Annotated in this window: 15 protein-coding genes; 7 read left to right on the top strand and 8 right to left on the bottom strand. The window is 73.7% G+C overall.

The genetic code is table 11. The features are described 5' to 3' along the window. Nucleotide 1 precedes the first annotated feature (1 nt). From ACGH2B_RS20940 to ACGH2B_RS20930, 3 genes are read right to left on the bottom strand one after another with little or no spacing between them, the layout of a single operon-like run. Nucleotides 2–916, bottom strand: a complete 915-nt coding sequence (locus ACGH2B_RS20940) for a sugar ABC transporter permease (protein WP_399097196.1) — start codon at nt 914–916, stop codon at nt 2–4. Nucleotides 917–924: 8 nt separating this feature from the next. Next, nucleotides 925–1803, bottom strand: coding sequence for a carbohydrate ABC transporter permease (locus ACGH2B_RS20935; protein WP_399097193.1), 879 nt, complete (start codon nt 1801–1803; stop codon nt 925–927). Nucleotides 1804–1856: 53 nt separating this feature from the next. After that, on the bottom strand, nt 1857–3131 hold the full coding sequence (locus tag ACGH2B_RS20930) for an extracellular solute-binding protein (protein ID WP_399091896.1): 1275 nt from the start codon (nt 3129–3131) through the stop codon (nt 1857–1859). 260 nt (nt 3132–3391) lie between these two features. Between ACGH2B_RS20930 and ACGH2B_RS20925 the strand changes: the two genes are divergently transcribed. The 3 genes from ACGH2B_RS20925 to ACGH2B_RS20915 all read left to right on the top strand — a co-directional run bounded on the left by ACGH2B_RS20925 (nt 3392) and on the right by ACGH2B_RS20915 (nt 7099). Beyond that, complete coding sequence (locus ACGH2B_RS20925; RefSeq protein WP_399091893.1) at nt 3392–4993, top strand: glycoside hydrolase family 13 protein; 1602 nt, start codon at nt 3392–3394, stop codon at nt 4991–4993. 24 nt (nt 4994–5017) lie between these two features. Then, complete coding sequence (locus tag ACGH2B_RS20920; RefSeq protein ID WP_399091890.1) at nt 5018–6151, top strand: LacI family DNA-binding transcriptional regulator; 1134 nt, start codon at nt 5018–5020, stop codon at nt 6149–6151. A 99-nt stretch (nt 6152–6250) separates the two neighbouring features. Next, nucleotides 6251–7099: a phosphatase PAP2 family protein gene (locus ACGH2B_RS20915; RefSeq protein ID WP_399091887.1), complete on the top strand. Its 849-nt coding sequence runs from the start codon at nt 6251–6253 to the stop codon at nt 7097–7099. Between the two features lie 3 nt (nt 7100–7102). Here the strand turns inward: ACGH2B_RS20915 and ACGH2B_RS20910 are convergent, their stop codons facing one another. After that, nucleotides 7103–8044 carry an amidohydrolase family protein gene (locus tag ACGH2B_RS20910; RefSeq protein WP_399091884.1) on the bottom strand — a complete coding sequence of 314 codons (942 nt, stop codon included), beginning with the start codon at nt 8042–8044 and terminating at the stop codon, nt 7103–7105. A 59-nt stretch (nt 8045–8103) separates the two neighbouring features. Between ACGH2B_RS20910 and ACGH2B_RS20905 the strand changes: the two genes are divergently transcribed. Continuing rightward, on the top strand, nt 8104–8619 hold the full coding sequence (locus ACGH2B_RS20905) for a MarR family winged helix-turn-helix transcriptional regulator (protein WP_399091881.1): 516 nt from the start codon (nt 8104–8106) through the stop codon (nt 8617–8619). A gap of 255 nt (nt 8620–8874) precedes the next feature. Here ACGH2B_RS20905 and ACGH2B_RS20900 read toward each other — a convergent pair whose 3' ends face one another. Then, nucleotides 8875–10482: an amidohydrolase gene (locus ACGH2B_RS20900; RefSeq protein ID WP_399097190.1), complete on the bottom strand. Its 1608-nt coding sequence runs from the start codon at nt 10480–10482 to the stop codon at nt 8875–8877. Between the two features lie 73 nt (nt 10483–10555). Beyond that, on the bottom strand, nt 10556–12166 hold the full coding sequence (locus tag ACGH2B_RS20895) for an APC family permease (RefSeq protein ID WP_399091878.1): 1611 nt from the start codon (nt 12164–12166) through the stop codon (nt 10556–10558). Nucleotides 12167–12330: 164 nt separating this feature from the next. Between ACGH2B_RS20895 and ACGH2B_RS20890 the strand changes: the two genes are divergently transcribed. Then, entirely contained in the window at nt 12331–12945 is a 615-nt protein-coding gene (locus ACGH2B_RS20890) for a TetR/AcrR family transcriptional regulator (RefSeq protein WP_399091875.1), read from the top strand. 118 nt (nt 12946–13063) lie between these two features. Here ACGH2B_RS20890 and ACGH2B_RS20885 read toward each other — a convergent pair whose 3' ends face one another. Beyond that, nucleotides 13064–13531: a MarR family winged helix-turn-helix transcriptional regulator gene (locus tag ACGH2B_RS20885; protein ID WP_399091872.1), complete on the bottom strand. Its 468-nt coding sequence runs from the start codon at nt 13529–13531 to the stop codon at nt 13064–13066. 183 nt (nt 13532–13714) lie between these two features. On the opposite strand from ACGH2B_RS20885, the gene ACGH2B_RS20880 reads away from it, so the two are divergent. Continuing rightward, entirely contained in the window at nt 13715–14938 is a 1224-nt protein-coding gene (locus ACGH2B_RS20880; RefSeq protein ID WP_399091869.1) for an MFS transporter, read from the top strand. 170 nt (nt 14939–15108) lie between these two features. Beyond that, nucleotides 15109–15933: an aldo/keto reductase gene (locus tag ACGH2B_RS20875; RefSeq protein ID WP_399091866.1), complete on the top strand. Its 825-nt coding sequence runs from the start codon at nt 15109–15111 to the stop codon at nt 15931–15933. A 63-nt stretch (nt 15934–15996) separates the two neighbouring features. On the opposite strand, the gene ACGH2B_RS20870 is transcribed toward ACGH2B_RS20875, so the two are convergent. After that, the gene (locus tag ACGH2B_RS20870; RefSeq protein WP_399091863.1) at nt 15997–19020 is read right to left on the bottom strand and encodes a bifunctional [glutamine synthetase] adenylyltransferase/[glutamine synthetase]-adenylyl-L-tyrosine phosphorylase; all 3024 of its coding nucleotides are present in this window, start codon (nt 19018–19020) and stop codon (nt 15997–15999) included. Nucleotides 19021–19054: the final 34 nt, after the last annotated feature.

Below are 19054 nucleotides of genomic sequence, written 5' to 3'. Positions count from 1 at the left end.
GTCATCCCTTGGTGGTGCCGGCGGTCAGTCCGGCGACGAGGTGGCGTTGGGCGAAGGCGAAGACGGCGGTGGCGGGGAGGGCGATGAGGACGGCGGCGGCGGTCATCGAGCCCCAGTCGTTGGTGTACTGGTTGACGAAGGTCTGGAGCCCGCCGGCCAGGGTGAGGTGTTCCTCGCCGGTCATGAAGGCGGAGGCGTAGGCGACCTCCGCCCAGGCGGTGACGAAGGTGTAGAAGCCGGTGACGGCGAGCCCGGGGCGGGCCAGCGGCAGCACCAGGCGCCAGAAGGTGCCGAAGGGGGTGAGGCCGTCGACGCGGCCCGCCTCGTCGATCTCGACGGGGACGGTGTCGAAGTAGCCCTTCATCATCCAGGCGCAGAACGGCACGGCGATCGTCAGATACGTGATGATCAGGCCGCCGGGCTGGTTGAGGAGGCCCAGGCCCGCCATCAGGTTGTAGAGCGGCACGATCAGCACGGCCACCGGGAACATCTGGGTGATCAGCAGCAGCCACAGCAGCGGCCGCATGCCGGGGAAGCGGAAGCGGCTGAGCGCGTAGCCGGTGGTGGCGGCGAGGAGGACACCGACGACGGTGGTGACGCCGACGACGAGGACGGAGTTGCCGAACCAGGTCGGGAACGACGTGCCGCCCAGTACATGGCGGTAGTTGGCGAGGGTCGGGTGGGAGAGGACGGCGGTGGTGAAGGCGTCGTTCTTCGGTTTGAACGAGGTGATCAGCAGCCAGAGGGGCGGGAAGACGGCGACGGCGGCGGCGAGCAGCAAGGTGGCGTGCAGGCCGAGGGAGGCGAGGGGGGAGCGCGCGCCGCGGCGGCGGGGGGCCTTCGCGGCGGCGGGCCCGGTGCCGGTCCCGGCGCGTGTCCCGGTGTCGGTCCCGGTCCGTGCCCCGGTGTCGGTCATGGTCTCGGTCACCACGTCTCTCCCTGCTTGCGGAGCGCGCGGCGGTGCAGGACGGCGGCGACGCAGAGGATCAGGAGGATCAGGACGCCCCAGGCGGCGGAGCCGGAGAAGTCGCGGGGGCTGTCGACGAAGGAGAGGCGGTAGGCGTACGTCACCAGGATCTCCGTGGCGTCGCCGGGGCCGCCCCGGGTGAGCAGGAAGATCACCGGGAACATGTTGAACGTCCAGATGGTGGAGAGCAGGATCACCGTGGAGCTGACGGTGCGCAGGCCCGGCAGGGTGATGTTCCAAAAGCGCTGCCAGGGTCCGGCGCCGTCCATCTCGGCCGCCTCGTACAGCTCGCCCGGGACGGACTGGAGGCCGCCGAGGAGGGCGACGAGCATGAAGGGGACGCCGAGCCAGACGTTGACGGCGATGACGGCGAGCTTCGCCCACGTCGGGTCGTTGAGCCAGGGGACCGCGCCGATGCCGCCGCCGGTCAGGACGGAGTTGAGCAGTCCGTTGCGGTCGTTGAAGAGCATCCGCCAGGTGAAGACGGAGACGAAGGCGGGCAGCGCCCACGGCAGGATCAGCGCGAGGCGGTAGGCGGTGCGGCCGCGCAGCGGGCGGTTGAGGAGCGTCGCCAGGCCCAGCCCGATGAGGTAGGTCAGGCCGACGCAGGCGACCGTCCAGACGACGGTCCAGCCCAGGCGCCCCCAGAAGACGGAGTCGGTGAGGATCGCGCGGTAGGTGCCGAGGCCGGTGAAGTGGTAGGTGGCCGGCAGGTGGTTCATGCCGATGTCGCGGGCGACGTTGGCCTCGTCGGCGTCGGTCAGGGACAGGTACACGCCGCGGACCAGCGGGAACCCGATGATGACGCCGAGGACGACGGCGACGGGCGCCACCATCGTCCAGGCGTACCAGTGGGGTGCCAGCGCGCGGCGGGCGCGGGCGGCGAGGGTCACTTGTAGTCCTTGAGCAGTTTCCGGTAGGCGTCGCCGGTGGCCGCGGCCGCCTGGCTGGGGGTGGCGGCGCCGGTGAGGACCTTGTTCATCTGGACCTTGACCGGCTCGAAGAGGGAGTTGCCCTCGGCGATCCAGGGGCGTTCGACGGCGCCGTTGACGGCCGGCTGGAAGAACTTCACCATCTCGTTCTTCTTCACCGACGGCAGGGCGTAGACGGACTTGCGGGTGGGCAGCAGGCTGAGCTGCTCGGTGGTCTTCCGCTGGACGTCGGCGCCGCTCATGTACTTGACGAAGGCGTAGGCGGTGTCGAGGTTGCCGGATCCGGCGTAGACGGAGAGGTTCCAGCCGCCCTGCGGGGAGCCCTGGGCCTTGCTGCCGCCGGGGACGGGCGCGACGCCGAGGTTGTCCTTGTCGGTGAACGCCTTGCCGGCGCGGGCGCCCTCGATGTCCCAGGGGCCGTCGATCGCCATCGCGACGTCGCCGTCCTTGAGGGCCTTGAGCTGGTTCTCCTGGCCGTCGGTGGCGTCGGTGACGGCCGCCTTCGAGTCGATGAGGCGTTTGAGGACGGCGAAGGCGCGGGTGCCGGCATCGTCGTCGATCTCGACGGTCTTGTCGCGGGCGTCGACCATGTCGCCGCCCTCGCCGTAGAGATAGGGCAGGAACCAGTACGGGTCGTCGCCGCGCAGGTAGAGGGCGGTGGCGCCGGTCTTCGCCTTGATCTTCTTCGCGGCGGACTCCAGCTCGGCGAAGGTCTTGGGGACGTCCACGCCCGCCTTCTTCAGCAGCCGCTTGTTGTAGAAGAGGCCGAGGGTGTCGATGACCTGCGGCACGGAGTACGTCTTGCCGTCGTACTTCGTGGAGCCGAGGGCCTGCGGGAGGTAGTCGGCCGGGTTGTCGAGGGCGGGGGTGTGGTCGAGGGGGGCGAGGTAGCCGAGGTGGGCGAAGTCGGCGGTCCAGGCGACCTCGGTGCGCATCACGTCGGGGGCGCCGGCGTTGCCGCCCGCCGCGTTCTTGAACTTGGCGTTGGCGTCGCCGAAGGGCACGTTGACGTACTTGACGTGGACGCCGGGGTGTTCCTTCTCGAAGCCTTCCGCAAGCTTGCGGTAGGTGGCCTTCTCGGCGTCGTTGGAGGTGTCCCAGAAGGTGACGGTGCCGGAAATCTTTCCGTCGCCGCCGCTCCCGCCGCCGTCGCCGCCACCGCAGGCCGTCGCCGTCAGGGCCAGGCCCGCCGCCAGTGCGGTGGCGGTGACGCCACGTATGCCACGCCGCATGTGAACTCCTTTGGGAATCGCCTGAGATGGCGTGGTGGAACGTAACAGCGCCGTAAGAAAACCGAAAGACCTTGCGCAATATTTCTGCAAGGTTGCTGGAAAGGTCTGCGGGGAGAAGGCGCACGGGCCGTCACCCGGCGCCCGTCCGCGCGTTGATTCCGGTGCCAGGCGCATCGCTCCTGGCGGCGCACGGCGCCCCCGCGGCCCCGCGCCGCACCGGCGGGACGCCGTCCGCCTCCCCACACACCGAGGGACGGCAGATGACCGAGCAGCTCACCTCCCCCACCCCCGTCCGCCACACCACCGGGCAGCACCCCGGCCCCGGCTGGTGGCGCGACGCCGTCATCTACCAGGTCTACGTACGGTCGTTCGCGGACAGCGACGGCGACGGCATCGGCGATCTGCGCGGGGTCCGCGCACGGCTGCCGTACCTCAAGGAGCTGGGCGTGGACGCGCTCTGGCTCACGCCGTTCTACGCGTCGCCGCAGGCCGATGGCGGGTACGACGTCGCCGACCACCGCTCGGTCGACCCGCTGTTCGGCAGTCTGGAGGACGCCGACGCGCTGATCCGCGCCGCGCACGCGAGCGGACTGCGGGTGATCATCGACATCGTGCCGAACCACACCTCCGACCGGCACCCGTGGTTCCGCGACCCGGAGCTGGCCCGCGAGCGCTACCTCTTCCGGCCCGGCCGCGGCACCGGCGGCGAGCTGCCGCCCAACGACTGGGAGTCGGTCTTCGGCGGCCCCGCCTGGACCCGCACCGAACGCGGCGACTGGTACCTCCACCTCTTCGCGCCCGAACAGCCCGACCTGAACTGGGACAACCCCGACGTGCACGCGGAGTTCGAGGCGATCCTGCGGTTCTGGCTCGACCTCGGCGTCGACGGCTTCCGCATCGATGTCGCGCACGGCATGGTCAAGGCGCCGGGCCTGCCGGACATCGGGTGCGACAGCCAGGCCACCTTGATCGGCAGCCAGACGCTGCCCTTCTTCGACCAGGACGGCGTCCACGCCATCCACCGCTCCTGGCGCACCCTGCTGGACAGCTACGGCGGCGCGCGCATCGGTGTCGCGGAAGCCTGGGCGCCCACCCCGGAACGGCTGGCGCTCTACGTCCGCCCGGACGAGCTGCACCAAGCCTTCAACTTCCAATTCCTCACGGCACGTTGGGAGAAGGAGGCGTTGCGCGAGGTCATCGACGCGTCGCTGGCCGCCACCGCCTCCGTCGGCGCCCCGACCACCTGGGTGCTCTCCAACCACGACGTGGTCCGGCACGCCACCCGGCTCGGTTCCCTCGCCCGCGCCCGCGCGGCGACCCTGCTGATGCTGGCGCTGCCCGGCTCCGCCTACCTCTACCAGGGTGAGGAACTGGGCCTGCCGGAGGTCACCGAACTGCCCGACGAGGCCCGGCAGGACCCGGCGTTCACCCGCCGCGCGGGCCGCTCCTCCGGGCAGGAGGGGCTGCGTGACGGCTGCCGGGTGCCGCTGCCGTGGGCCGCGGACGGCCCCTCGTACGGCTTCGGGGACGGCGGGAGCTGGCTGCCGCAGCCGGCCGGATGGGGCGGGCTGTCGGTGGCGGCGCAGACCGGTGACGTGGACTCCACGCTGGAGCTGTACCGGGCGGCGCTGGCGCTGCGGCGGGCGCTGCCGGGGCTGGGCGACGGGGAGATGAGCTGGCGCGAGGCGCCCGACGGGGTGCTGGCGTTCGCCCGCCCCGGGGTGGTCTGCACCGTCAACACCACCGGCCGCGACATCGCGTTCGAGGCGCCCGGACGGCTGCTGCTGGCCAGCACTCCGCTGCCGGTCCGGGGGGCCGCGGCGGTGCTCCCCGGGGACGCTTGCGCCTGGTGGGCAATCTGAGGGGCGAAAGGTAAAGTCCCCGGCATGACCGCCCGCCTGTCCGACATCGCAGCGCAGGCGGGTGTCAGCGAGGCCACCGTCAGCCGGGTGCTCAACGGTAAACCGGGCGTCTCCGCGGCCACCCGCCAGTCGGTGCTGGCCGCCCTCGACGTCCTGGGCTACGAGCGCCCGGTCCGGCTGCGGCAGCGCAGCGCGGGTCTGGTCGGGCTGATCACCCCGGAGCTGGAGAATCCGATCTTCCCGGCGTTCGCCCAGGTGATCGGCCAGGCGCTGACGCGGCAGGGCTACACCCCGGTGCTCGCCACGCAGACGCCGGGCGGCTCCACCGAGGACGAGCTGACGGAGATGCTGGTCGACCGCGGGGTGGCCGGCATCATCTTCGTCTCCGGACTGCACGCCGACACCTCCGCCGATATGCAGCGCTACGCCCGGCTGCGCGGCCAGGGCGTGCCGTTCGTCCTGATCAACGGCTTCTCCCCCGAGGTGCGGGCGCCGTTCGTCTCCCCCGACGACCGGGCGGCGGTGCACCTGGCGGTCACCCACCTCGTGGCGCTGGGCCACCGCCGCGTCGGGCTGGCGCTCGGACCGCGGCGGTTCGTGCCGGTGCAGCGGAAGATCGAGGGGTTCGTCCGGGCGGTCCGCGAACAGCTCGGGCTGGACGCCGCCGACGCCGAGCGGTGCATCGAGCATTCGCTGTACTCGCTGGAGGGCGGGCAGGCGGCGGCGGGGGCGCTGCTGGACCGCGGGGCGACGGCGGTGGTGTGCGCCAGCGACATGATGGCGCTCGGCGCGATCCGCGCGGCCCGGCAGCGGGGGCTCGACGTGCCGCGGGAGGTCTCCGTCGTCGGCTTCGACGACTCCCCGCTGATCGCGTTCACCGATCCGCCGCTGACGACGATCCGGCAGCCGGTTCCGGCGATGGGTCAGGCCGCGGTGCGGGCGCTGCTGGAGGAGATCGGCGGGACGCCCGCGCCGCACAGCGAGTTCGTCTTCCACCCGGAGCTGGTGGTGCGGGGCTCGACCGCGTCGGCTCCCCGGGCGGGGGCCGGTGCGAAGGCTCCGGCGTGGCCCGGGGGCGCCGGGGAGGCGCCGCCCGCGGAGCCCGTATCGCCATCGAAACGGACAAAGGTTCCGGAGCCTTCCACTCCGCCCCTGTAGGGCGGGGTCGGGGCATCCTCCCCTAGAAGTATTCAGGTCGTCGCCAACCCCACCAGGGGATGACAGACGGGTAACCCTTTTCTGGCAAACTGTCTGCCTATGGGTGAAGCGCATGTGAGGACCGTGGACGACCGTCCTGTCAGCCCGCCGCCTCACGGCGCGACCGCGGACCGTCCTCCCCGGACGGGCCGGATGAGCCGGCTGCGGGCCCCGCGCGCGCCCCGGCTGTGGTTCGAGGTCCTGCTCATCGCGGTCAGCTACTGGGCGTACTCCGTCATCCGTAACGCGGTGCCCGAGCAGCAGGCGCAGGCGCTGCGGAACGCCGACGGGATCTGGCGGGCGGAGCACGCCCTGGGCATCGCCGTCGAGCACACCGTCAACCACGCGGTGAACGCCGTGACATGGCTGATCGTGCCGATGAACTACTACTACGCGACGCTGCACTTCGTGGTGACGATCGGGGTGCTGGTCTGGCTCTACCGCCGGCACCCGGGGCGGTACGCCGCCGCCCGCCTCGCGCTCTTCGCGACCACCGGCGTCGCGCTCGTCGGCTACTACTTCTATCCGCTGGCGCCGCCGCGGCTGATGGCCGGCGGCGGGTTCGTCGACACCCTCGTCCAGCACCACACCTGGGGTTCGCTGGCGTCGGGGGATCTGGCGTCGATGTCGAACCAGTACGCGGCGATGCCGTCGATGCACATCGGCTGGTCGCTGTGGTGCGGGCTGACGGTGGCGCTGCTGGCCCGGCGGGCGTGGGTGAAGGCGGCGGGGCTGTGCTACCCGTTCTTCACCCTGCTGGTGATCGTCGCGACCGCCAACCACTTCTGGCTGGACGCGTGCGGCGGCGCCCTGTGCCTGCTGTTCGGCTTCGCGGTGGCCTGCCTGTGGTACGGGACGCTGCCGCACCATCTGGCGCGGCACGTCGTCGAGACGGCGCCGGCCTCCTAGGGGTCAGCGGGCCAGGCGGGGGAAGAGCGCCTCCGCGCCGGCGCGGTCGATCGCCGCGGCCTGGCCCGGGGTGAAGTCCGGGTAGGTCTCCAGGAAGTGGTCGTAGTAGCCGCCGGCCTCCTCCGGGGCGAAGGGCCAGTCACTGCCGTAGAGGACGTGGCCGGGCTCGGCGAAGGCGAGCAGGGCGGGCAGGGCGCTGGGGCTCGCGGAGAGCGCGGTGTCGAAGTGGAAGCGCTTCAGGTCGCGCAGGACGTCCTCGGCCGGGCGCTCGCGGTCGACGACGGTGGAGGTCAGGCCGGAGAAGCGGTACGCGGCGTAGGGCAGGAAGCCGCCGCCGTGGGAGAGGATCACCCGCACGCGCCGGTAGCGGGTCATGACGCCCTTCAGCACCATGTCGAGGGCGGTGCGGGTGGTGTCGAAGACGTAGTCGGCGAGCGGGGCGGGGGTGCCCGGGAGCAGGTCCATCGGCGGTTGGGCGGGGTGGACGAAGACGTTCGCGGCGCGGCGGTCCAGCTCTTCCCACAGGGGGGTGAAGGCGGGGTCGCCGAGGTAACGGCCGCGGGCGTTGGACATGAGGACGACGCCGTCGGCGCCGAGGGTGTCCAGCGCGTGGACGGCTTCCGCGACGGCGCCGTCCACGTCGGGCAGCGGGACGCTCGCGAAGTGGCCGAAGCGGTCGGGGCGGTCCTTGACGACCTCGGCGCCGTACTCGTTCACGGCGCGGGCGAGGGCGCGGGCCGACGCGTCGTCGCCGAGGTGGACGCCGGGGGCGGTGACGGAGAGGACGCCGGTGGCGATGGCGTGGCGGTCCATCATCGCGAGGGCGCCGCGGGAGCTCCATTCCGGGATGGCCCAGCCGCCGGAGTCGAGGCCGCGGGCGGCGAGGGTCTCGGCCCAGACGGGCGGAACGATGTGCTGGTGGACGTCGATACGAGCGGGAGTCATGACCCCTCGCCTCCCAACGTTTAGCTTGCTAATGAATTTCTTTTAGTAAGCTAACTTTCATGCCAGAGAAGCGCAACCCCGACGCCGCCGACGGCCCCGCGGAGCCCGGCGTGGACGAGCTGGCCCGCGCCGCCGACCGGCTCTTCAGCGCCATGCGGCGGGCCCGGACCGCCACCGCCGGGCGGTCCGCCACCGGACTGTCCATGGCGCAGCTCGCCCTGCTCGCCCCGCTCGCCGAGGGCGCCGGTGACGACGGGCTGCCGGTCGGCCGGCTGGCGGCCCGCGCCGAGGTCAGCGTGCCCACCGCCACCCGCATGCTCCAGCAGCTCCAGACCCGCGGCATGGTGACCCGGCGCCGCGCCCCGCACGACGAACGCCAGGTCCTCATCCGCCTCACCGAGGAGGGCGCCGCCCGGCTGGCCGCCATGCGCGACGAACTGCGCGCCCGCCAGTACGCGGCCCTGTCGCAGTTCACTCCGGAGGAACGCCGGACGCTCACCGAGCAACTGCACCGCCTCGCGGGCCTCATCGGTACGACCGTGCCAGGCGCGGAGGGGGGCGGAGAGAGGGGGTGAGGCCGGGGCCGGCGGCCCCCTGGCCCGCCCCGGCCCGGGCTCTGCCGTCGGTGGGCGTGCGGCCCGGTCCGGGTCCGGGTGGCCGCGCGGGGGCTCGGTGCACGGAATCCGCACCGGCGCGGTGCGGCCCGGACCCGGCTCAGGGCCCGGAACGAGGCCCGGAACGAGGCGCGGCCGGCGGCGGAACGGCCACGCGCCCCGGGGCGGACCGAAGTCCGCTCCCCCGGGGCGCGTGGCCGTTCCGGTTCCCGGGGGTCAGCCCCGGTGGGTGATCCGGCCGCCGGACATCGTCAGGCGGACCGGGGCGGTGGCGACGTCGTCGGCGGGGGCGGTGACGGGGTCGGCGGCGAGGGCGGTGAGGTCGGCGCGGAAGCCGGGGGCGACGCGGCCCGCCTCGTGTTCCTCGCCGACGGCGAGCGCGGCGTGCGAGGTGCAGCCCTCCAGCGCCATCAGGCCGGTGAGGGCCTGTTCGGGGGTGATGGGCGCGGTGCCGGGGGCGCCCGCGGGGCGGCGCAGCCGGGCGGTGGCGAGGGTGGCGCGCGGATCGTGGTGGGCGATCGGCCAGTCCGAGCCGAGGACGAGGACGGCGCCGGCGTCCCGCAGGTCGCGGCAGCGCCAGGCGCGTGCGGCGCGCTCCTCGCCGACCCGGCGGGACCAGGCGTCGGTGTGGTCGGCGCGGGTGTAGGCGGTGTGCAGCGGCTGCATGGAGGCGGCGACGCCGAGCGCGGCGAAGCGCGGCAGTTGGTCGCCGGGGACGGTCTCGATGTGCTCGATGCGGTGCCGCCCGCGGGCCGTGTCGCCGAGGAGTTCGACGGTGTCGAGGGCGTGGCGGACGGCGGCGTCGCCGATGGCGTGGGTGGCGGTGCGGACCCCGGCGCGGGCGAGGTGGTGGACGGCGTGGGTGTACGCGGCCGGGTCCGGCCAGAACGCGTCGGTGCCCTCGCCGTGGCAGTCGGGGTGTTCCAGCCAGGCGGTGCCGCCCTCGACGGTGCCGTCCATGAAGAACTTCACGCCGCCGACCCGCCACTGACGGCCGCCGAGGCGCTGGAGGGCGATGAGGTGGTCGAGGCCGTCGGTGTCGATGCCGGGCATGCACCAGGGGGCGAGGCGGAGACGGACGGGGAGATGGCCGTCCGCCTCGATCGCGTCGAGGAGTTCGGGGACGCCGGGGCTCTGCATGTCCATCACATGGGCGCCGGTCAGGCCGGCGGCGGCCATCTCGTTCAGGGAGGCGAGCAGCCGGGCGCGGCGCTGTGCGGGGTCGGGCAGCGGGATGACGTCGGCCAGCAGGTCCATCGCGGCGTGCTCGATCAGGTGCCCGGTGGGGGTGGCGTCCGCGTCGCAGACGACGCTGGCGCGCTGGGCGAAGGCGCGCGGTCCGGTGACACCTGCGGCGGCCAGCGCCGCGCCGCTGGCCAGCGCGGAGTGGCCGTCGTAGAGCCGCAGGAAGGCGGGGGCGCCGCCGAGGGCGTCCTCGATCAGGGCGCGGTGGACGGGGCGGCCGCCGAAGACGTTGTGGTCCAGGCCCCAGCCGGTGACCCAGCCGCCGGGCGGCAGATCGCGGGCGGCGGTGGCGAGGGCGGCGCGGAGCTGGTCGAGGTCGCGGACGGCGGTGAGGTCGATGCCCGCGGACATGTCGATGCCCCAGACGGGGTGGGAGTGGCCGTCGACGAGGCCGGGGGTGAGGGTGGCGCCGCTCAGGTCGACGACCTCGGTGGCGGCGCCCCGCCAGTCGCGTACGTCGGCCTCCTCACCGACCGCCGCGATCCGGCCGTCCTTGACGGCGACGGCGCTCGCCCAGGGGCGCCGCGGGTCGAGGGTGCGGATCCGGGCGCCGGTCAGCACGGTGTCGGCGGCGGTCAGCGGGGCGGGGGATGCGGTGGTCACGCAAGGCTCCTCGGGTGGTGCGGTTTCAGAGGGGGGCGGGGGCCAGTCGTCAGGGACCGTCGGCGGGGTGGTCGGGGGCGGCGGGACGGGGCGGGGCGGCGGGCGTCCGCTCCCCGGCGGCCTCGGGTCCGTCGGCGCCCTCGGGTCCGTCGGGTCCGTCGGGTCCGTCGGGTCCGTCGGGTCCGTCGGATTCGGCCGGTTCGGCGGCGAAGCCCGCGTGGACGGCGGGGCGGGTGCGGCGGATCCGGCGGGAGAGGGCGAGGCCGAGGAGGAAGGCGGCGGGGACGAGGAGGACCAGGACGGTGTTGGTGGCGAGCGGCGCCGCCGTCATCAGGTCGATCTTGGAGATGACGAGGCCGAGGGCGCCGGTCATCAGCACGGCGGCGGCGATCGGCGCGACACGGGTGCGCCACAGGCCCTCGCCGTGGCTGATGCGGCGGAAGAAGAGCGGCACGGCGGCGGCGGTCAGCGCCTGGAGCGCGAGCAGGCCCAGCATGCCGGGGGTGTTCATCCACAGCAGCAGTTGCTGGTACGGGTCGGCGCCGGCCACCGCGAAGCCCGCCACGACGAGGACGGCGAGGAGGCTCTGCACGGCTCCGGCGACGTACGGGGAGCGGTTGCGGGGGTGGACGCGGCCGAGGGCGGCGGGCAGTACGCCCTCCTGGGCGAGGGAGAGCGCGTAGCGGTTGATGGCGTTGTGGAAGGCGAGTTGGGAGGCGACGATGCTGGTCACGATGAAGACGTGCATCAGGTCGGTGGCCCAGGCGCCGACGTAGCGGGTGGTGGCGGAGAAGAAGAGGCCGGAGGGGTCGCGCAGGGCGGCGGCGACGATCCGGTCCGGGCCGTACGCCTGGACGATGATCCAGATGATGAAGGCGTAGAAGAGGCCGAGGAAGGCGACGGCGACGTAGGTGGCGCGGGGGATGGTGCGGGCCGGGTCGCGGGCCTCCCGGCGGTAGATGGCCGTCGACTCGAAGCCGGTGAAGGCGGCGAACGCGAAGGCGAGGACGGCGCCGGTGCCGGGCACCAGGACGTGCGCGGGGGTGAAGGAGTCGGCGGCGAGACCGTGCGCGCCGCCGTGCAGCAGGACGCCGCCGGCCAGCAGGACGAGGATGCCGGTCTCGGCGACCAGCAGCACGCCGAGGACCTTCGCGCCGAAGTCGATGCTGCGGTACCCGAGGTACCAGATGACGGCGATCCCCGCGAAGGCCAGCGGCGGCCAGGGCACACGCACACCCCAGAAGGCTTCCAGGGCGTCCTGGGTGGCGGTGGCGAACAGTCCGTGGACGCCGATCTGCATGCCGTTGTACGCGACGAGGGCGAGGGTGGCGGCGCCGAATCCGGCGGGGCGGCCCAGGCCACGGGTGATGAAGGCGTAGAAGCCGCCGCCGTGGCGGACGTGCCGGGCCATGGTCGTGAAGCCGACGGCGAAGAGGGCGAGGGTGGCGCCGGCGAGCAGATAGCCGACGGGGGCGCCGAGCCCGCCGGCGCCGATGGCGACGGGTGACGTTCCGGCCATGACGGTGAGCGGGGCGGCGGCGGAGATGACGAAGAAGGCGATGTCGGCGGCGGAGAGGCTGCCGCGGCGGAGCGTCGGGGCGCCGCCGGGTGGCGCGGGGCGGGACGTGGCCCCTTGCGGGGTCGTGGCGGGAGCGGCCATACGTGCGGGTGCCCTTCTGCGGCGGAGGAGGAGGGCGGCCCGGTGCGCGGGAGGGGTGGGCACGGCAACGGGACCGCAAGGAATTTAACCTAAAGCCTTTCGGTTTTTGCACCGTAACCCCCGCCCGTACGATTCGGGAAGACCTCACGGGCGGGAGAGATGACATGGCGAGGCCGCGGACGCCGCTGCTGGACCGGGCACGGATCGGCGAGACGGCGCTGCGGCTCGTGGATGAGCAGGGCGATTTCAGCGTGCCGCAGATAGCCCGGGAGCTGGGGGTGCGCACAGCCTCCGTCTACCACCACGTCGACGGGCGGGCCGGGGTGATCGAGCTGCTGCGTGAGCACGTCGGCGCGGCCATCGACCCCGCCACGCTGGAGCTGACTCCGTGGGACGCGGCCCTGGAGGCGTGGGCCCGCAGCTACCGCGCGGCCTTCGCGGCCCACCCCCGCACCATCCCGCTGCTGACCATCTCCCCCGTCCGCGCCCCGCGCGTGCTGGCGCTCTACGAGCGGGCCTGCGGGGTGCTGCTGGACGCCGGGTTCCCGCCGTCCGAGGTGATCCCCGTGATCGTCGCCGTGGAGAACGTCGTCCTCGGCTCCGCCCTCGACCTGGCCGCCCCCGAGACGATGTGGGAGGTCGCCGACGCGGCCGGTACACCCCGCCTCACCGCGGCCCTCACCCACGCGGGCCCGCACCGCGCCGACACCGCCTTCGAACTCTCCCTGGCGGGCGTACTGGACCGGGTCCGGGGGATGCGGGCGGCGGACGCCGGATAACGCGAAATGCCGTCAACTCCCGTCACGGTGACGGGAGTTGACGGCATTTCGGCTGCCGGGTGGGGGCGGGAGCGACCGGGCGCGGCTCACCGGCGCCGGGCCGCCCCCCCCCGGTGGATCACACCGGGCCGACGTCGCCCTGAAGCTGTTCGACGGCGGTCACCAGCGGTGCGAGCGCGGGCTCGGCGGCGGCCCGGTCCAGGGCCTCGCGCAGGGCCGTGTTGTGGGTGGGCCGGGCCTCCTCCAGGAGACGCGCGCCCTCGTCGGTGACGTCGGTGTAGATGCCGCGGCGGTCGGTGGGGCAGAGGTACCGCGACAGCAGCCCGCGGTCCTCCAGCCGGGTCACCAGCCGGGTGGTGGCGCTCTGACTGAGCACCACCGCGTCGGCGACCTGCCGCATCTGGAGGTGGCCGCCCTCGCCGTCGTGCTGGCGGCTCAACACATCCAGCAGCGAGTACTCGCGGGCGCTCAGACCGTGCCCGGACTGCAGTGCCCGCTCGACGCTGCCCTCGATACGGCCGTGCAGCAGCGAGAGCGCCGACCAACTGTGCGCCAGTGCGGTCATCGCCGGATCGGTGGCGGTCATGGACAGCTCCCTCGGTCGGGTCGTACGGGCGGCAGGCGCCGGCGGGGTTCCGCCGCCGTATCACGGGATCCACTATACCCGCGTTTGCCATTAGCCATCGTGTGCAACTATTGTCGATGCACGTAAGGCGCTCATGCATCTTCTGCTCCGCGTCCCCTCCCCGCCTCTCAGAAGGACCTCGTCATGCCGCTCGCACTTCTGGCCCTGGCCATAGGAGCCTTCGGAATCGGCACCACGGAATTCGTCATCATGGGGCTGCTGCCCCAGGTCGGCGCGGATCTCGGGGTGTCCGTACCGACGGCCGGCTTCCTGGTCACCGGCTACGCCCTCGGCGTCATGATCGGTGCGCCGATCATGACCGTCCTCGGCACCAGGATCTCCCGCAAGAACATGCTGATGCTGCTCATGGGCCTGTTCATCGCCGGCAACGTGATCTCCGCCGTCGCCCCCGTCTTCGTCGTCATGCTGCTCGGCCGGGTCGTGGCCTCGCTGGCCCACGGCGCGTTCTTCGGCATCGGCTCCGTCGTCGCCGCCGAACTCGTCGCGCCGGAGAAGAAGGCGGGCGCCATCTCCATGATGTTCACCGGACTGACCGTGGCCAACGTCGTCGGCGTCCCCGTGGGCACCTACGTCGGCCAGAGCGCCGGCTGGCGGGTGACCTTCCTGATCGTCGCCGCCCTCGGCGTGCTGGGCCTGGCGGGCGTCGCCAAGCTCGTCCCCGACGTCCCCAAGCCGGAAGGGGTACGGCTGCGGGACGAGGTCGCCGCCTTCAGGAACGGCCAGGTCGTCCTGGCGATGGCGATGACGGTCCTCGGCTTCGGCGGCGTGTTCGCCGCGATCACCTACATCGCGCCGATGATGACCGAGGTCAGCGGCTTCGCGGAGTCCTCCGTCACCTGGCTGATGGTGGTCTTCGGCGCCGGGATGGTCGTCGGCAACCTCATCGGCGGCCGGTACGCCGACCGCAAGCTCATGCCGATGCTCTGCACCGCCCTGGGCGGTCTGGCTGTCGTCCTGCTGCTGTTCACCTTCCTCGCCTCCGGCAAGGCCACGGCCGTCGTGGCGGTCTTCCTGATCGGCGCGCTCGGCTTCGCCACCGTCCCGCCGCTCCAAAAGCGCGTCCTCGACCACGCCCACGGCGCCCCGACGCTCGCCTCCGCCGCCAACATCGGCGCCTTCAACCTGGGCAACGCCCTCGCCGCCTGGCTCGGCGGCCTGGTGATCTCCGCCCGCCTCGGCTACGCCGCCCCCAACGCCGTCGGCGCCGTCCTGGCCGCCGCCGCCCTGGTGCTGGCCGTCGTCTCCCACCGGCTGGAACGGCGCTCCGCCCGTACCGGAGCGGCGACCGCCCCGGCCCGCCCCGACGCGGCCGCCGCGCCCGTCCCCGCGGGATCCGCCCACTCCTGACCCAGGGGTGTCCCCGCCGGACGCCACGCCCCGATCCGCGAAGACCGGGAAGACACCCCCGGCGCCCGCACACCGACCGCGGGCCCTCCCCCGGACCGGCCGGCGGCCGCCCCCGCGCGCCGCCGGCCGCCCTCCCCGCCACCACGGCACCCCGTGAAAGGAACCCCCTGATGACCTCCGTCCCGAACGTGACGCTCACCAACGGCGTGACCATGCCGCAGCTCGGCTTCGGCGTCTTCCAGGTCCCCGACGAGGAGACCCACGCCGCGGTCTCGTCCGCCCTGGAGGCCGGCTACCGCAGCATCGACACCGCCGCGGTCTACGGCAACGAGCGCGGCACCGGCAAGGCGCTGGCCGCCTCCGGCCTCCCCCGCGAGGAGCTGTTCGTCACCACCAAGCTGTGGAACGAGGACCAGGGCGTGAACCGCGCCGCGGCCGCCTTCGACGCCTCCCTCGACAAGCTGGGCCTGGACCACGTCGACCTCTACCTCATCCACTGGCCCACCCCGGCCCGCGACCTGTACGTCGAGACGTACCGGGTGATGGAGGAGATCCTGGCCGGCGGCCGGGCGCGCGCCATCGGCGTCTCGAACTTCCAGGTCCCGCACCTGAAGCGGCTCATGGAGCACACCGGCATCACGCCCGCGGTCAACCAGGTGGAGCTGCACCCCGGCCTCCAGCAGGCCGAACTGCGCGCCTTCCACGCCGAGCACGCCATCGCCACCGAGGCGTGGAGCCCGCTCGCCCAGGGCGCGGTCCTGGCGGACGAGGCGATCGTGCGGATCGCCGCGGCGCACGGCGTCACCCCGGCCCAGGCCGTACTGCGCTGGCACCTCCAGCTCGGCAACGTCGTGATCCCCAAGTCCGTCACCCCGGCCCGTATCCGGCAGAACCTCGACGTCTTCGGCTTCACGCTCACCGACGCCGAGATGACCGAGATCGCCGGACTCGACCGCGGCCTGCGGACCGGCCCGGACCCCGACACCCTCAACTGACCCGCACCGGCCGGTGGCGCCGGTCCCCCGCGGACCGGCGCCACCGGCCGGTCCGTGCCCGGCTCACCCCCCGTAGAACACCTCCTCCACCACGCCCCGGGCGCGGCGGGTGATGCGGCGGTAGTCGTCGAGCATCTCGCCGACGTGGCCCTCCTCGTAGCCGAGGTAGCGGCCGACGGCGGCCAGTTCGCGGGCGTCGGCGGGGAAGGTGTCGCCGGGGCGGCCGCGGACCAGCATCACGCCGTTGCGGACGCGGGCGGCGAGCACCCACGCCTCGTCGAGGATCTGCGCCTCCTCGGTGCCGATCAGACCGGCTCGATGCGCGGCGGCCAGCGCCTCGCGGGTGCGGGTGGTGCGCAGTCCCGGCAGCTCCCAGCCGTGCTGGAGCTGGAAGAGCTGCACCGTCCACTCGACGTCGCTCAGCCCGCCGCGGCCCAGCTTGGCGTGGGTGGTCGGATCGGCGCCGCGCGGCAGCCGCTCCGACTCCATCCGGGCCTTGAGCCGCCGGATCTCCCGGACCGCGTCGTCGCCCAGCCCCTCGGCCGGGTAGCGCAGCGGATCGACCAGTTCGATGAAGCGGCGGCCCAGCTCCGCGTCGCCCGCGACCGGTTCGGCGCGCAGCAGCGCCTGCGCCTCCCACGTCAGCGACCAGCGCCGGTAGTACGCGGCGTACGAGGCGAGGGTGCGCACCAGCGGACCGGAACGGCCCTCCGGCCGCAGGTCCGCGTCGATCGGCAACGGCGGGTCGGCGGAGGGGAGTTGAAGCAGCCGCCGCATCTCGTTGGCGACGGCCTGCGCGGCCTTGGCGGCCTCCTGTTCGTCGGCGCCCTCGCGCGGTTCGTGGACGAAGAGCACATCGGCGTCGGAGCCGTAGCTCAGCTCGTGGCCGCCGAAGCGGCCCATGCCGATCACCGCGAAGCGGGTCGGCAGGGTGTCGCCCCAGCTCTCCCGGACGGCGGCGCGCAGCGCGCCGGCGAGCGTCGCGGCGTTCAGGTCGGAGACCGCGGAGCCGACCGCGTCCAGCAGCCGCCCGTGATCCTCCTCGGCCGGGTGGTCCTCCGTGCCGTACGCGCCGATCAGGTCGGCGGCGGCGGTACGGAACAGCTCCCGGCGGCGGACCCCGCGGGCCGCCGCCACCGCCGCCTCCGCGCCGTCCGCCCGGCCGACCGCCGCCAGCACCTCCTGCTCCAGCGCCGCCCGGCCGCGCGGGCGCAGCCCGTCGGCGGCGCCGAGCAGCGCCACCGCCTCCGGGGCGCGCAGCAGCAGGTCGGGGGCGAGACGGCCGCCGGACAGGACGCGGGCGAGGTTCTCCGCTGCGGCGCCCTCGTCGCGCAGCAGCCGCAGGTACCACGGGGTCTTGCCGAGCGCGTCGGAGACCTTGCGGAAGTTCAGGAGCCCGGCATCCGGGTCGGCGGAGTCGGCGAACCAGCCGAGCAGCACCGGCAGCAGCGTCCGCTGGATCGCCGCCTTCCGGGTCACCCCGGACGCCAGCGCCTCCATGTGGCGCAGCGCGCCGACCGGGTCGCCGTAGCCGAGCGCTTCGAGGCGCTGCCCGGCGGCCTTCGCCGACAGGCGGGTCTCGCCGGGCTCCAGGTGGGCGACGGCGTCCAGCAGCGGCCGGTAGAACAGCTTCTCGTGCAGCCGCCGCACCTCGCGGGCGTGCCACTTCCACTGGGCGCGCAGCGCGTCGACCGGCTCGGTGCGCAGCCCCAGCGAACGGGCCAGGCGCCGCAGATCGGTGTCGTCCTCCGGCATCAGATGGGTGCGGCGCATCCGCTGGAGCTGGATGCGGTGTTCCAGGGTGCGCAGGAAGCGGTAGGCGGCGTCGAGGGCGGCGGCGTCCTGGCGGCCGACGTACCCGCCGGCGGCGAGCGCGGCCAGCGCGTCGAGGGTGGTGGGGCTGCGCAGCGTCGCGTCACTGCGGCCGTGCACCAGTTGGAGGAGCTGGACGGCGAACTCCACGTCCCGCAGCCCGCCGGGGCCGAGCTTCAGCTCCCGGTCGACCTCGGCGACGGGGATACCCGCGATGACCCGGCGCCGCATCTGCCGGACGTCGGTGACGAAGTTCTCCCGCTCGGCGGCCTGCCAGACCAGCGGGGCGAGGGAATCGACGTACGCCCGGCCCAGCTCCGGGTCGCCCGCCACCGGCCGGGCCTTCAGCAGCGCCTGGAACTCCCAGGTCTTGGCCCAGCGCTGGTAGTAGGCGAGGTGGCTGCTGAGGGTGCGCACCAGCGGGCCGTTGCGGCCCTCGGGGCGGAGATTGGCGTCGACCGGCCAGATCGTGCCCTCGGCGGTGACGTCCGAGCAGACCCGCATCAGCCGCGACGCCAGCCGGGTCGCCGCCTGGAGCGCCGCCGCCTCGTCGGTGCCCTCCTTCGCCTCGGCGACGAAGACGACGTCGACGTCCGAGACGTAGTTCAGCTCCCGGCCGCCGCACTTGCCCATCGCGATGACGGCGAGGCGGCAGACGGCGGCATCGCCCGGCGCCTCCTCGGAGGCGATCTGGAGGGCGGCGCGGAGGGTCGCCGTCGCCAGGTCGGCGAGTTCCGCGGCGGCCTCGCTGACGTCGGTGGTGCCGCAGACGTCGCGGGCGGCGATGCCCAGCAGGCAGCGGCGGTAGGCGATGCGCAGCGCGTCCGGCCGCGGCAGCACGGCGCCCTCCTCGCCCCACACCCCCTCGGCCAGCGCCTCCTCGAACTCCGGGGTGGCCGGGTGCAGATCGGCCGCCTCGTACGCGGTGAGCGACTGCCAGTCGTGCGGGTGGCGGGCGAGGTGGTCGGCGAGCGCCTCGGAGGCGCCCATGACGCCCAGCAGCCGGTCCCGCAGCGGCTTCGCGGTGACCAGGGTGGCCAGCAGCCGCTGCCGCTCCGTCTCGTCCTGCGCCTCGGTGAGCCGGACCAGCCCGAGCAGCGCCTGATCCGGGTCGGCGACCGCGCCGAACGCCTCCAGGAGCACCGGGTCCTCGCACACGGCGGCGAGTTCCGGTGCCTGGAGCAGCCGGGCGGCGGCCGACGGATCGGTGAAGCCGTGGCGCAGCAGCCGGGTGAAGGTGCTGCTCCGCCGGCCCTGCGGAGCGGGTTGTGCCATGGCGGGCGCCTCTCGGGGTGCGCCCGGCCGCCGG

It is taken from the genome of Streptomyces sp. BBFR2, assembly GCF_044497305.1.
Taxonomy (GTDB): Bacteria; Actinomycetota; Actinomycetes; order Streptomycetales; family Streptomycetaceae; genus Streptomyces.
The sequence above is the reverse complement of the archived record's forward strand: the minus strand, read 5'-3'. Positions and strand labels throughout refer to the sequence as shown.

What these genes read in the sequence shown, in the direction of transcription:
- ACGH2B_RS20925 (WP_399091893.1), top strand. Translation starts at nt 3,392, where the DNA reads ATGACCGAGCAGCTCACCTCCCCCACCCCCGTCCGCCACACCACCGGG.
- ACGH2B_RS20890 (WP_399091875.1), top strand. Translation starts at nt 12,331, where the DNA reads ATGGCGAGGCCGCGGACGCCGCTGCTGGACCGGGCACGGATCGGCGAG.
- ACGH2B_RS20895 (WP_399091878.1), bottom strand. Translation starts at nt 12,166, where the DNA reads ATGGCCGCTCCCGCCACGACCCCGCAAGGGGCCACGTCCCGCCCCGCG.
- ACGH2B_RS20935 (WP_399097193.1), bottom strand. Translation starts at nt 1,803, where the DNA reads ATGGTGGCGCCCGTCGCCGTCGTCCTCGGCGTCATCATCGGGTTCCCG.
- ACGH2B_RS20875 (WP_399091866.1), top strand. Translation starts at nt 15,109, where the DNA reads ATGACCTCCGTCCCGAACGTGACGCTCACCAACGGCGTGACCATGCCG.
- ACGH2B_RS20915 (WP_399091887.1), top strand. Translation starts at nt 6,251, where the DNA reads ATGGGTGAAGCGCATGTGAGGACCGTGGACGACCGTCCTGTCAGCCCG.
- ACGH2B_RS20880 (WP_399091869.1), top strand. Translation starts at nt 13,715, where the DNA reads ATGCCGCTCGCACTTCTGGCCCTGGCCATAGGAGCCTTCGGAATCGGC.
- ACGH2B_RS20910 (WP_399091884.1), bottom strand. Translation starts at nt 8,044, where the DNA reads ATGACTCCCGCTCGTATCGACGTCCACCAGCACATCGTTCCGCCCGTC.
- ACGH2B_RS20905 (WP_399091881.1), top strand. Translation starts at nt 8,104, where the DNA reads ATGCCAGAGAAGCGCAACCCCGACGCCGCCGACGGCCCCGCGGAGCCC.
- ACGH2B_RS20940 (WP_399097196.1), bottom strand. Translation starts at nt 916, where the DNA reads ATGACCGACACCGGGGCACGGACCGGGACCGACACCGGGACACGCGCC.
- ACGH2B_RS20930 (WP_399091896.1), bottom strand. Translation starts at nt 3,131, where the DNA reads ATGCGGCGTGGCATACGTGGCGTCACCGCCACCGCACTGGCGGCGGGC.
- ACGH2B_RS20920 (WP_399091890.1), top strand. Translation starts at nt 5,018, where the DNA reads ATGACCGCCCGCCTGTCCGACATCGCAGCGCAGGCGGGTGTCAGCGAG.
- ACGH2B_RS20885 (WP_399091872.1), bottom strand. Translation starts at nt 13,531, where the DNA reads ATGACCGCCACCGATCCGGCGATGACCGCACTGGCGCACAGTTGGTCG.
- ACGH2B_RS20870 (WP_399091863.1), bottom strand. Translation starts at nt 19,020, where the DNA reads ATGGCACAACCCGCTCCGCAGGGCCGGCGGAGCAGCACCTTCACCCGG.